We start from the raw sequence: 12766 nt of genomic DNA on the forward strand, positions 1-12766 counted from the left end.
AATTATTGAATGCATGGAGCAGCGGAAAGCAGTAGCGCGTCACCGCGAACCATCCCGATCGGGATCGCTCCGGTTGAAGTCAATGCGCATGCATGTACGCCCAGAATGAGGCCGGACTCTTCTATGTCCCGCGCGGTAAACGCCATACGCCAGCGTTGACCGGAAGGACGGCGGAACAGGGCTACCACGCCGACATGATGCGCATCGTCCGGTAATGCCTCGTTCACGTGCAGGGACTGCCCGGGGATGAGTATGAATTCACGCACTTCTGCAAGATCGGGTCCAAGGGCAATTCTTTCTTTTTCCGGATGGCCGAAGGTTTGCTGTGGAGCGGATAAGAAGCTGGTCTGGGTACGCAACTTGTAAAGGCGCAATACCGTCGGCACACCCTGTCCCGCGCCACCCGAATTCATCCCATGCGCTCCTTCAATACGTAGCCTTACCTTCCTCGAACTCGGCGGTGCGTCTGTTCCAAACCGCTTTAACCCAATAATTGAAAGCACGTTATCGGTGGCACTGCCCGCTGATTGTTGCGTTGTGCCGCAAGCCAGCAGAAGCAAGCAACTGGTCCACGGCAGGCAGCGTTTGATGAATTTCGCGCGCGGACAAAGGTTGAAGAGTTTTTCTTGCTGCTGCGGCTGCTGCCGTTCGATCCACCACATGAAACACCTTTTAGCTAACACGGCACACCTGAAAGCGATTAAATAAATATCAAAAAAACAATTGTCTTTATTTCAATGTTTGCGCTAGTATATATGAACTGTTATCAATATGTTAATTAAATTCCAGATGTTTTGGATGGTTTTTATTAACTACTTAAAGATGAAAACACTGTCCGTAAATACGGAACCACCTATTGGAAATCGTTTCATGCAAGTCTTCTCTGTCTTCACATTTTTCAAACGTCGCAACGTTTATCTCGCAAGCTTCGTGCTTGGCGCTGCAGTGCTCGGAGGCTGTGCAGTTCCGCCGTCCGCAGGGACGAATAAAGCGGCCAACCTGGATACTCTTTTTTCAGACGTCGAATCGGAATTGGCCAAGGGTCGTCGCGAACAGGCACTTGCCTTGTTGAATGACGCGGCACAGAGTCATCCAACCAGCATTGTGCCGTGGCTGAAAATTGCCACGGTCTGGTTCGAAGCAGGTAACTATCCTTCGTCCATCCTTGCCGCGAATGAGGTGCTGCAGCGTGATCCCGCGAATCAGGACGCGAAAAGCCTCCTCGTGGTGGCGGGCTTGCGTGTCGCCGCCAACGCCGTCTCAGGCCTGCGGCCGACAAGTACGATTAGTACCGGTGTGCGGGCCGATGCTGAAAGCCTTACCAATTCCTTGCGAGGTGTGCTTGGAGAAAAAGTCTTGGTTCCCGCTCAAACGGCAGAAATCAAGCCCGCTACCCCCGTGCTTCGTAACAAGCCGCGGATTGCCGTGCGTGCTCCATCAAATCCGGTCAGTGCCGGTGCAGCCATGCGCTCACCTGCCGCCGATCCGTTCAAAGCATTGAAATAAGCCGCCATACAGCACGTCCCATTGAGCTCTGGTGAGAGCCCGTGCCAGCAAACCAAGGAAACCAAGATGTCGAAAAAAGAGAGCATTCAAAAAAAACTGCAACGCGTGCGCCCCCCGCGAGTGCAGCTTACTTATGACGTTGAAATCGGCGATGCGATCGAAAAAAAGGAGATCCCTTTTGTGGTCGGCGTGATGGGAGATTTCTCGGGGAAATCGGAAAACACATTGCCGAAGCTGAAAGAGCGCAAGTTTGTCAATGTGGACATGGTCAACTTTGACGACGTGATGAAAGCCATGGAACCACGCTCCGCTTTCCGCGTAAAAAACACATTGAACGTAAGCGGTGGCGAATTTGCCGTGGACCTGAAGTTTCAGTCCATTGACGATTTTCGCCCTGAAACCGTAGCGCAGCAGGTGGAACCACTTCGCAAACTGGTTGAAGCCCGCAGCAAGCTCTCTGACTTGAGAAACAAGATGGCCGGAAATGACAAATTGGAAGACATATTAAGCGAAGTCCTTGCCAACACCGAAAGCCTGCGACGCCTAGGTCAAGAAACGAAAAAAGGGGACTGAAATGCAAACACACGCTGAAACATATGCAGGCTCATCGGCCGAATACGCCGTTTCCGAGGGCGCTAGTCTGCTGGAGCAGGTGGTCAGCCAGAGCCGGGTTGCCCGGTCTGACAGCGAACGCAGCCGTGCAAAGGACTTGATTGGAGAACTGGTCAATCAGGTGCTCGATGGAACCGTTGTCATGTCCAGCAATCTGTCCGCAACACTGGATGCGCGTGTTGCTGAAATTGATGCGCTGATCTCCGAACAACTCAGTCAAATTTTGCACGCCCCTGAATTTCAGCAAATGGAAAGCACCTGGCGCGGCTTGCATTATCTTTGCAAGCATACGTCCACCAGCGAAATGATGAAGATCAAATTGCTGAATGCAACGAAACGTGACCTGATTCGCGACTTTAGCAATGCGATCGACTTCGACCAGAGCACGCTGTTCAAAAAGGTATACGAAGAAGAATTCGGGACTTTCGGCGGCGCTCCATTCGGTGCCCTGATTGGCGACTATGACGTTACGCGTCAGCCGGAAGACATGTATTTCGTCGAGCAGATGTCACACGTCGCAGCGGCAGCACACGCGCCTTTCATCTCGGCCGCCGCACCCGAGCTTCTCGGGCTGGAGTCCTTTGCTGACCTCGGCAAACCGCGCGATATGGCGAAAGCCTTCGATACGCTCGAATACGTCAAATGGAAGTCGTTCCGGGAGTCGGAGGACTCGCGTTATGTAGGCCTGACTATTCCCCGTTTTCTTGGACGCATGCCATATCACCCAAGGGAAGGCACGGTGGTTGAAGGTTTCAACTTCATTGAAGATGTCGATGGTACAGATCACAGCAAATATTTATGGATCAATACTGCCTATTCCTTTGCGGCTCGACTGACCAATGCGTTCGAACACTTCGGCTGGTGTGCAGCAATTCGCGGAGTGGAAGGCGGTGGTCTGGTCGAAGACTTGCCGACACATACGTTCAAAACCGATGACGGTGAAGTTGCGCTGAAGTGTCCGACCGAAATTGCAATTACCGACCGTCGCGAAAAAGAACTGAGTGATCTTGGATTCATCCCGCTGGTTCATTGCAAGAACACCGATTACGCCGCGTTCTTTGGCGCACAGTCCGCACAGAAGCCGAAAAAGTACAACACGGATGCCGCAAATGCCAATGCAGTCCTGTCGGCGCAGCTCCAGTACATTTTCGCATCTTGCCGTATTGCGCATTACCTGAAGTCGATGATGCGCGACAAGATAGGCAGTTTCGCTGCCGCATCCAGCGTCGAGCAATTCCTGAATAACTGGCTGGCCCAGTATGTGGTGATGGACGATTCCGCATCTCAGGAAGTGAAAGCCCAGTATCCATTGCGTGAAGCCTCCGTGACTGTCGACGAAGTGCCCGGACGGCCCGGCGTATATCGCGCGGTCACGTTCCTGAGGCCGCATTTTCAGCTCGACGAGCTCAGCGTCTCTTTGCGTCTGGTAGCCGAGTTGCCGCAGTCGGCGAAAGCTTAGCAATATCTGCGGCGGTTGTAAGTCTTGATAGCACGCGTGCGTGCGTATTTTTTAGGAGTTTTAAAGAATGAAAGATATTTACCTGAAATTTGAGGGCGGTGACACCAAAATCGAAGGCGAGTCACGCGACGAAGGCCATCCGAAATGGTTGGAAGCGCATTCCTGGACCCATTTAATTCGTCAGCCAAAATCAGCCACCGCAAGTACCTCGGGTGGCCATACTGCTGAGCGATGCGAACATGGCGACATGGTTTTTGTTAAAGACATTGACTCGACCAGCCCATCGTTATGGCTTGCCTGCAGCCAGGGTGACACGTTCAGCAAGGTAACAATTGAGTTCATGCGTGCAAACGGCAAGGAAAAGGTCAAGTATCTCGAGATCGTTCTGAATCAGGTCATTGTCTCCTCTGTTACTCCATCGGTGCATGAGGAAGGTTTGCCGATGGAAAGCGTGGCGCTGAAGTATGCGTCAGTGAAGTGGACTTATACCGTACAAGGAATTGACGGCAAAAAAGGGGGCAGCAATCCGCAGATGTGGAGTCTCGCCAAGAACAAGGCAACGGAAGCGATTTAAGCCAGCTTGACTGCGGTTCTTTGCGGGACACAGCTGCGTTCCGCAAAGAACCTCAAAAATGAGTTATCGCATATAAGCGACGATAAAGTGCACGGAATTCCATGTACTTACCTCCATGCGGAACGAGTTTCTCTTTAATTGTACGAAAGCCGAATCAGCATTTCATATGCCTCTGGAATCATCTGCCAAAGCAAAATATTCGCCGACGCTATTTGATCGGCTTGCCGATCATGCACCACGCGATGCGATTGACCGCGATCCATTGAGCTTGATCAGCGCCGAAGAACTGAAAGAGAGTGTGGCAAGAGATCTTGAAGCATTGCTCAACTGTCGCTCCGCACTCGCACGAGACAAGTTTAGACGTTATCCGGAAACCCTGCGTTCAATGTGCAGCTACGGGATGAGCGACTTTGTCGGCTTAAGTCTGGCCAACCCCGGTGATCGCAATCATATTTGTCATTCTCTGGAAAACACGATAGCCATTCATGAACCTCGGCTAAAGCAAGTTTCAGTCGTGCTTGAGCTGGACGCGCATGAAGTCAATAAACTCAAATTTGCCATTCATGCTCTGCTGCTGGTGCGCCCCACCAGCGAGCCGGTGTATTTCGATGCAATGTTACAGCCGTCGACTCTGCGCTATTCGGTTGGCAGGGCACGATATAGCAATACCTGAGAATGCATATGGAAAGTCTGCTTCCCTATTACGAGCGAGAATTGACGCATTTGCGTCGCTTGTCGCACGACTTTGCCAAACGCTACCCGAAGGTTGCCGGTCGCCTGCTGCTTTCAGGGGAAACGTGCGATGACCCGAATATTGAAAGGCTCATCGAATCCTTTGCCTTCCTGGCCGGCCGCATTCACAAGAAGCTGGATGATGACTATCCAGAATTCACCAACTCCCTGCTGCAGGTAATCTATCCGCAATATCTGCGCCCGTTTCCATCGGTATCAATCGCCTGTTTCGAACCATTGCCGGCAGCAGCGGAATCGGTAGGAAATTTCTCGGTTCCTCGACACACCAGCTTGAATACGCGGCCGGTTCGCGGCGTGCCGTGCCATTTTCGTACCGCATATGAAGTAGAAGTCAGCGCGCTTCGCGTTCAATCTGCAAGTTTTGAAAATGCGTTTGATACAAGCGGTCTCAGCTCCGCATTGATCGCGAGTGCTGCTACCACAATCCGCATATGCCTGACCATGCCGCAAGCCGACGCGGGAACAGGATCTTCCCGGCCAACAAAGCTACGCTTTTTTCTGAATGGCGAACCCAGCATAGCGGCCGCGTTACGGGAAGCCATACTGAGTCGCGTATCAGGAATCTGGATTTCCAATGACGTTTCCACCACCAAGGTGGAAATGTTTGCTGAAGCAATCACCGCTGTAGGCTTTGATGAAGATGACAGCTTGCTTGACGACGACGCACGCTGCCATCCGGCGCACCAACTGCTGCTCGAATACTTTGCCTTCCCTGAGAAGTTCAATTTCTTCGATCTTGATCTGAGCGGCGTGTGGGATCTAATACCAGCGATGGCATCCCGGATCGACCTGCGTTTTGGACTGCCGGTACAGGTTGGTGGGACCAATGACCACCATCTTTTGGAGCGTGTCAGCAAAGAAAACTTTGTGCTCCATTGCACGCCGGTTGTCAATCTGTTCCGGCGCCATGCGGAACCGATTCGGATGACGGAGACGGTAAGTGTGTACCCTATCGTCGTTGATAACCGGCAGCCAAGGGCGTATGAAGTATATGCCATTGACCGCGTTTTCAAGGTTCGTCAGGATACGAACGGAGAAGAGATCGATGAGTATCGTCCTTTCTATTCCACGCGTCATGTCGATCCGGACGAGCGTCCGGTGCGCTACTGGCATGCCGAGTACAGTGATATGGATGCGGATTTCAACGTTTCCTTATCCCTCGTCGATTCCATGCTCGCGCCGGACCGTGCCGAAACGAACACCATCAGCCTGAATCTCGTTTGCACAAATCGGGATCTTCCCTCGCAACTTCCATTCGGATTACGTGATGGCGACTTGTTCGTAGAAGGCGGTTCTTCGGCATATCTTGTTCACATGCTGAGGAAACCTACGTCCACTCATCGTTTCCCCCGAGGCCGCGGTGCGCAATGGCGCCTGGTTTCGCATCTTGCGCTCAACCATTTCTCTCTCGCCGGAAGCGGTGCCGACGTGCTGAAGGAAATTTTGTCCTTATATGACATCGCAGGCGCTCCTGCCGGAGCCAGACAAATACAGGGTATCCACCGCGTCGAACACCAAAGCGGCGTGGCACGCATGCCAGGCAAGCCATTCCCGGTATTCGTTAAAGGCGTCGACATCCGGCTGACGGTGGATGAAACCCATTACGCAGGGATTGGATTGTTCAGCTTTTCTCGGGTACTTGAGCAGTTTTTCGCGCTGTATGTACATACCAACAGCTTTACCCGGCTTACCGTGATATCCAGACAAACAGGAAAGGAACTCGTGCAATGTCTGCCACGAAACGGCGCCTCCATCCTCGCCTGATTGATCAACTGATTGCCGAACCCTACCGGTTCGAGTTTTTTCAGGCGGTGCGCTTGCTGCTTGCTTATCACGTCAAATACCATGCTGCGACAGGTAGCGACGTGCTCGGGCAGGTCATTCGGTTTCGCAATTCGATATCGCTTGCCTTTCCTCCGAGCGAAATCGAGGCGCTCGAATGCGAATGGAATATCGATGAAGGGCAGGCTGCGGCCTTGTCAGCCATCGGGAGCGATACGAACCATGCCGCATCCAGCTTCCGGCAAGTAACGATAACTCCGGCAATCATGGGGTTGACAGGGCCGCAGGGTGTATTGCCGAGGCACTATACGCAACATCTGGCCGAACGCGAGCTGTATCACCGAGATACCGCTACGCGGTCGTTTCTTGATATTTTCAACAGTCGCGCGGTGGCATTGTTTTATCAGGCTTGGCTGAAGTATCGGCTTCATTTGCGGTATGAAACAGACAGGAAGAACCATTTCCTGCCGCTCGTACTGAATCTGGCGGGAATTCGTCAAACCGGATATAGCAAGTCGCCGGACCGTGCGGATCTATCGGAAGAGATCTTTGCCTACTACGCCGCAGCGCTCAGGGAACAACCGCGTTCTCCTCAACGCTGCGTCAGGATAATCTCCGATTACTTTGGCGTCCAAGCCCGGATAGAGCAGTTCGTCGGTCAATGGCTGACGCTTCCCCTACGTGAACGATCGTGCCTCGGCGTCGCCAATACCTGTCTCGGCGAAACGACTTTTTGCGGCTCCCGGACGTGGGTCCGTGATGCGACAGTACGCATCGTACTTGGACCAATGCGTCGCAGCCGGTTTGACGATCTGCTTCCTGGAACAGCAGGCAGTCAAAGGCTTCGCCAGATGTTACGTCTGACGCTCGGTATGACATACGACTGTGAAGTACGACTGGTGCTGCATACAGACGATGTCATCCCCATGCGCTTGAGCGAAAGTCTTTTCGGCCGTCTCGGCTGGGACAGTTGGGTGCGGACTCATGCCCAAGCCGCACATGCAAACGATGCCGCCTACCGTATCGCTTCTGGCACGTGAACTCCATTTTCAATCAATCCAATCAGTTATTGCTGCTTTTATCCCATGCCCACAAATTTGAAAGTCCTTATTGGAAAACTGAATGGCCACTGCAAGAAGGCCGCTGAACAGGCGATCAGTCTTTGCGTGTCTCGCGGCCACTATGAAGTGGAGCTCGAACATCTATTCCTGGCTTTGCTGGGCGATCGTCAAAGCGATTTGTTTTTGCTGTCCTTGCATGACGGTGTCGATCCGGAATTACTTGAACGCGGTCTTCTGAGTGAAGTGGCGCGCTTAAAGACCGGCAATACGCGTACTCCAGTGTTTTCGGCGCAATTGCCGCTCTTGCTTGAACATGCCTGGCTGCTTGCCTCGCTTGAAAGCAATGCCGGCAGCATTCGCAGCGGCCATTTGCTGATTGCCCTGTTGACCGAACCCACATTGGCTCAGCTTGCGCCACGCATGTCGCCGCTGTTTCAAGATTATCGAATTGATGATCTGAAGCACAAGTTCGATGATATCTGTGCTGCTTATCCGGAATCAATCCAAGCCGCGCCGCAGACCGCAATCGACACCATGCGACCCGCGGCTACGTCCAGGTCGCATGGCGAGAATGCCATCGTCGCTACTTCTACACCCGCACTGGACCAGTTTACCGATAACCTGACGAGGCGCGCGCGGGAAGGGAAGATCGATCCGGTGATCGGACGCGATGCGCAGATCCGCCTCGTTGTCGACATCCTGATGCGGCGTCGGCAAAACAATCCGATTCTTACCGGGGAAGCCGGCGTGGGAAAAACAGCGGTAGTCGAAGGATTCGCACAGCGGCTTGCCGATGGCGATGTACCGGAGCCGCTCAAAGGCGTCGAACTCCATATGCTCGATATAGGCCTGTTGCAGGCGGGGGCCAGCGTGAAGGGAGAATTCGAGAACCGGTTGCGGACTGTCATTCAGGAGGTGAAGCAAAGTCCGCATCCCATCATCTTGTTCATTGACGAAGCGCATACGATAGTCGGTGCCGGCGGTCAGGCTGGTCAAAACGATGCGGCGAACTTGCTCAAGCCAGCGCTGGCACGGGGGGAGCTGCGCACCATTGCGGCGACAACCTGGAGCGAATACAAGAAATACTTTGAAAAAGATGCTGCGCTTGCCCGCCGTTTCCAGGTCGTCAAGGTGGAAGAGCCTTCCGAGCAAATCGCTTGCATGATGCTGCGTGGATTGGCCGTAAAAATGGAAAAGCATTTTAATGTGCGGGTGCTCGACGAAGCCATCGCTGACGCGGTTCGCTTGTCATCCCGCTACATCTCGGAACGTCAGTTGCCGGACAAAGCGATCAGCGTGCTTGATACCGCTTGCGCCAAGCTCGCCTTGGCTCAAGCCGCCACGCCGGCGGCCATTGAGGACGCGCGTAATACTGGTCTTGCCTTGACGCAGGAAATCGTCGGGCTGGAACGGGAGCTGACGACCGGGGCCGCTCATGAAGCGCGCCTGGCCGAGCTGCAGGCGCAGTACGAAACAAATCGTGGCAAACTCGTCTCTCTGGAGACCCGATGGGAGATCGAACGAAAACTGGTGGAAAAGGCGAATGCATTGCGCAGCGTGCTGGAACAAGCTGAGCCGCAGGAGAGGGTACTCTCCGTCACTGCGGAAATACAGGCCGCTCCATGCGGTGGCCGCGTCGCCCGAAGGGATGGCATAAACGAGAATGACGCCGCGCTCAAGGAATTTCTCAGAACGCAAAAGGAACTCGCGCTGCTGCAAGGGAATGATCCTTTGATTCCCGCCTGTGTCGATGGGCAGGCAGTGGCCAGCGTCATTTCGTCATGGACCGGTATTCCCCTTGGGAGAATGTTCCGCAACGAGATAGAGGCAGTACTCAAGCTGCAAGCCTTGCTCGAACAGCGGGTGATCGGCCAATCACATGCTTTGCAACAGGTCTCACAACGCATGCGCACGGCGCGCGCCAATATTGAAGATCCCAACAAACCCAAGGGTGTGTTTCTCTTTGTCGGGCCGTCGGGTGTCGGGAAAACCGAAACGGCGTTCGCACTTGCCGAAGCCTTGTATGGCGGCCAGCGCAACCTGTTGACCATCAACATGTCCGAGTATCAGGAAGCCCACAGCGTTTCCGGTCTCAAGGGATCGCCGCCCGGCTATGTCGGGTATGGGGAAGGCGGCGTGCTGACCGAAGCCGTGCGTCGCAAGCCGTATTGCGTCGTGTTGCTCGATGAAATCGAGAAAGCGCATCCCGATGTTCTTGAGCTGTTCTTCCAGGTCTTCGACAAAGGCGTGCTGGATGACGCCGAAGGACGTGAAGTCGATTTCCGCAACACGGTCATTATCCTGACGTCCAATGTGGCGACGCAGGCGATCATGCAAGCCTGTCTTAACAAGAATGATGATGAACGTCCCGCTCCGGCCATGCTTGAGCAGTTGGTGCAGCCATCGCTGTATAAGGTATTCAAGCCTGCTTTCCTGGGACGCACGAAGATCATTCCCTATTATCCGCTGCCGGATTCCGTGCTCGTTCAAATCATTCGCATGAAGCTCGATCAGATCGCAGAGCGTCTTGCGCACAACCATCGTATATCGTTTACCTACGCCGAGGACGCGGTCAATGCCATTCTGGATCGTTGTGTCGAAGCCGATTCGGGAGCCCGCAATATCGACCATGTATTGAATGGGACCGTGCTGCCGGAATTGGCCGAGATTGTATTGTCACGAATTGCAGAAGGTAAAAGCGCCAGGTCGATTCGCGTCAGCATGTCGAAATCGGGCAAATTCAGTTACAAGGCAGGATAATGCCATGCGTGAAATTGAAGCACGTAAGGATGCGATTTATCATCCCATCAGTAACGAACATCCATGTGGTGAAGACTTGTCGTTCTCTCCCGAGTTCGATCGTATTCAGGAAGCGCGACGCGAGGATGATCAGACCGCCGACTACGGCGAGTGGACGGCTGCCCTGAAGCAGGCGGACTGGAATGTAGTTGAGAAGTCTTGCGCCGAACTGCTTGCTACTCGCAGCAAGGATTTGCGTCTGGCAGCCTGGCTGACTGAAGCACTTGTCAAGCTCGATGGACTGGCAGGGCTGGTCCATGGAATCGAGGTATTCTCCGGCTTGGTCCGCACTTTTGGCAATCGGCTTTATCCGCATACCGAGGACGGCGACGATGAACAGCGGCTGGGCACGCTTGCCTGGTTCGTGCAACGCCTGTCGCAAGTGGTGCGATTCGTACCTTTATCGAAATCGTCAAGTGGAAATTTCACCCTGCCTGATTTCGAAGCTGCTCGAAGCCTGCAGGCACAACTTCAAAAAGACCCGGAACGTGACGCAGCGATCGGCGCCAAGCTTACGATCGACAAGATCGCTGCCTTGATTGCAGAAACTGACAAGAATTTTTATCTGCAATCGCTTATACATGCCGAGCGGGCGGAAGCGTTGCTTGCAAAACTGGCTGAGGAGCTTGAATCCGAATTTGGAGGTGGTTGCCCTTCGTTCGCTCCGCTTTCATCAACTGTTAATGCGGTCCATCATCAGTTGTTGGTTATTGCCGAGGATCGCGGTCTTCGTGCTTGCGCCGATCCGGTCGAAGCGTCGAAGTCCGCACCTGCAGTTGATTATTCGGTGATTGCAGAGATTGCGATTGAAGGCGAGATGAAGACACGGGCTCAGGCATTGGGCACTTTGAAGCAGGTCGCTGCATTCTTTCGACGTACCGAGCCTCATAGCCCGGTCGCCTATCTGGCGGACAAGGCTGTGCAGTGGGGCGAGATGCCGCTTCATGTCTGGTTACAAAGCGTCGTCAAGGATCAGGGAACGCTCGGTCAGCTGGAAGAAATGTTGGGATGGTCGGCCGACGACAAACGGCAATAGAAAACCGACAAGATAAGGCGACCAAACGTCTACGTTTTTGAAACGCCATGCATATCTGACTTCCTTGCACGCTGGATGCCTTATGTTCCGCATCTCTTCATGCGGAAACAAGGCAGTATTGCGACCCAAACCCACTTTAAAGAGCGCATATCAAAATGCCGCTTGCTGCGTTGCGCGAGGCCGCTTAGGCGTCCTTGCGGTACGTCTGGACTGTCTTCGCCGGGGTGCCTCGCCATCGTCATTTCGATATGAGTTTAAAAAAATGTCTTGCTGTAGGGTACGAGAACAGGGCAGAGGTCGCCGGTTCGGAGCAGTTTCGATCTGGATGGCGTCGGCGAGCCGCTCAGGCTGAATCCATCCTGCCTACTGACCTATACGAAACTCGATGCGCCGATTCCGTCGTCGTCCTTCCTCCGTCGCGTTTGACATCAGCGGTTGGTCCGCTCCCAATCCACTGACATGGATGGATGCCGCCGGCAATCCTTTTGCGACCAGGTAGATTTTTACCGAGTCAGCCCGTGCACGCGATAGGGCGAGATTGCGGGCAGGCAAGCCGATGCTGTCGGTGTGTCCGATGACATCTATCCGTTTGGCCGCGACGGTTTTCAGCGCTTCCGCGAGTTCGTCAAGAATCTCCTTTCCTGAGTTGGCAAGCAAGGCGCTTGCATGTTCGAACTCGATCACGCGATTCGCAAGCACCTTATCGATTAAGGTCTGGCTCGCTACAGACACGCGCAAGCCATCCTTTACGATATAGGTATTCGGCAGAATGCTTGCAAAATTTGTGGCGATGGATTGACGTGTTCGTTCATCCGATACTTCGCCGGCGAGCGCAATATTTGTGCCATTGATAGCAAGCTGTCCCTTGCGAATCGAGCGGATTTGCGGTGTAAGCACACCGGACACATTGGCGGACCAGTTCGGCGGTGCAACGACTCCGCCAACGTCGATCTGGTCGATGACGTTCGTGGTGCCATACACCTGATGCAATTTCGTCAGGATCGCTGATTTGCTTGCTTCATCGGGTACTGCGCCAGACACCACAACTTTCGTGATGGACTGGTCGGGGGCAAACATGGATGCGCCGGAATTCGATTGCCCGGCAACCGGCGCGGCTGCGGTAGTGAATAGCAAACTGGCAGCCAGCCTGAAAACGATATGTATCGGATGGTTCATAGGAAGTA

At 53.7% G+C, this 12766-nt stretch carries 11 protein-coding genes; 9 read left to right on the forward strand and 2 right to left on the reverse strand.

What is annotated here, in order from left to right; genetic code table 11:
* Positions 1-2: 2 nt before the first annotated feature.
* Positions 3-662, reverse strand: coding sequence for a type VI secretion system lipoprotein TssJ (gene tssJ / locus D3871_RS20945; RefSeq protein ID WP_119770984.1), 660 nt, complete (start codon positions 660-662; stop codon positions 3-5).
* A gap of 109 nt (positions 663-771) precedes the next feature.
* Here tssJ and D3871_RS20950 point away from each other — a divergent pair, with 109 nt between their 5' ends.
* The 9 genes from D3871_RS20950 (at position 772) to tssA (ending at position 11582) form a co-directional block, all read left to right on the forward strand.
* Complete coding sequence (locus D3871_RS20950) at positions 772-1506, forward strand: tetratricopeptide repeat protein (RefSeq protein WP_147376864.1); 735 nt, start codon at positions 772-774, stop codon at positions 1504-1506.
* Positions 1507-1572: 66 nt separating this feature from the next.
* Positions 1573-2079, forward strand: coding sequence for a type VI secretion system contractile sheath small subunit (gene tssB / locus D3871_RS20955; RefSeq protein ID WP_119770986.1), 507 nt, complete (start codon positions 1573-1575; stop codon positions 2077-2079).
* Between the two features lies 1 nt (position 2080).
* On the forward strand, positions 2081-3577 hold the full coding sequence (tssC, locus tag D3871_RS20960) for a type VI secretion system contractile sheath large subunit (protein ID WP_119770987.1): 1497 nt from the start codon (positions 2081-2083) through the stop codon (positions 3575-3577).
* A gap of 67 nt (positions 3578-3644) precedes the next feature.
* On the forward strand, positions 3645-4151 hold the full coding sequence (locus tag D3871_RS20965; protein ID WP_119770988.1) for an Hcp family type VI secretion system effector: 507 nt from the start codon (positions 3645-3647) through the stop codon (positions 4149-4151).
* Positions 4152-4317: 166 nt separating this feature from the next.
* Positions 4318-4824 (forward strand): type VI secretion system baseplate subunit TssE, encoded by a 507-nt coding sequence (tssE, locus tag D3871_RS20970; protein ID WP_119770989.1) that lies wholly within the window; start codon positions 4318-4320, stop codon positions 4822-4824.
* An 8-nt stretch (positions 4825-4832) separates the two neighbouring features.
* Positions 4833-6668: a type VI secretion system baseplate subunit TssF gene (gene tssF, locus D3871_RS20975; protein ID WP_158598001.1), complete on the forward strand. Its 1836-nt coding sequence runs from the start codon at positions 4833-4835 to the stop codon at positions 6666-6668.
* Positions 6632-7726, forward strand: coding sequence for a type VI secretion system baseplate subunit TssG (gene tssG / locus D3871_RS20980; protein ID WP_119770991.1), 1095 nt, complete (start codon positions 6632-6634; stop codon positions 7724-7726). The genes tssF and tssG overlap by 37 nt, the downstream gene beginning before the upstream one ends.
* A 45-nt stretch (positions 7727-7771) precedes the next feature.
* Positions 7772-10507, forward strand: coding sequence for a type VI secretion system ATPase TssH (gene tssH / locus D3871_RS20985; RefSeq protein WP_119770992.1), 2736 nt, complete (start codon positions 7772-7774; stop codon positions 10505-10507).
* Between the two features lie 4 nt (positions 10508-10511).
* Positions 10512-11582 carry a type VI secretion system protein TssA gene (gene tssA, locus D3871_RS20990; protein ID WP_158598002.1) on the forward strand — a complete coding sequence of 357 codons (1071 nt, stop codon included), beginning with the start codon at positions 10512-10514 and terminating at the stop codon, positions 11580-11582.
* A 363-nt stretch (positions 11583-11945) separates the two neighbouring features.
* Here tssA and D3871_RS20995 read toward each other — a convergent pair whose 3' ends face one another.
* Entirely contained in the window at positions 11946-12758 is an 813-nt protein-coding gene (locus D3871_RS20995) for an OmpA family protein (protein WP_119770993.1), read from the reverse strand.
* Positions 12759-12766 lie beyond the last annotated feature (8 nt).

The sequence above is a fragment of the Noviherbaspirillum saxi genome (assembly GCF_003591035.1).
Taxonomy (GTDB): Bacteria; Pseudomonadota; Gammaproteobacteria; order Burkholderiales; family Burkholderiaceae_D; genus Noviherbaspirillum; species Noviherbaspirillum saxi.

Coding starts and splice junctions, on each gene's coding strand:
- tssA (WP_158598002.1), top strand. CDS start 10,512: ATGCGTGAAATTGAAGCACGTAAGGATGCGATTTATCATCCCATCAGT.
- D3871_RS20950 (WP_147376864.1), top strand. CDS start 772: ATGTTAATTAAATTCCAGATGTTTTGGATGGTTTTTATTAACTACTTA.
- tssF (WP_158598001.1), top strand. CDS start 4,833: ATGGAAAGTCTGCTTCCCTATTACGAGCGAGAATTGACGCATTTGCGT.
- tssE (WP_119770989.1), top strand. CDS start 4,318: ATGCCTCTGGAATCATCTGCCAAAGCAAAATATTCGCCGACGCTATTT.
- tssB (WP_119770986.1), top strand. CDS start 1,573: ATGTCGAAAAAAGAGAGCATTCAAAAAAAACTGCAACGCGTGCGCCCC.
- tssG (WP_119770991.1), top strand. CDS start 6,632: ATGTCTGCCACGAAACGGCGCCTCCATCCTCGCCTGATTGATCAACTG.
- tssJ (WP_119770984.1), bottom strand. CDS start 662: ATGTGGTGGATCGAACGGCAGCAGCCGCAGCAGCAAGAAAAACTCTTC.
- tssC (WP_119770987.1), top strand. CDS start 2,081: ATGCAAACACACGCTGAAACATATGCAGGCTCATCGGCCGAATACGCC.
- D3871_RS20965 (WP_119770988.1), top strand. CDS start 3,645: ATGAAAGATATTTACCTGAAATTTGAGGGCGGTGACACCAAAATCGAA.
- D3871_RS20995 (WP_119770993.1), bottom strand. CDS start 12,758: ATGAACCATCCGATACATATCGTTTTCAGGCTGGCTGCCAGTTTGCTA.
- tssH (WP_119770992.1), top strand. CDS start 7,772: ATGCCCACAAATTTGAAAGTCCTTATTGGAAAACTGAATGGCCACTGC.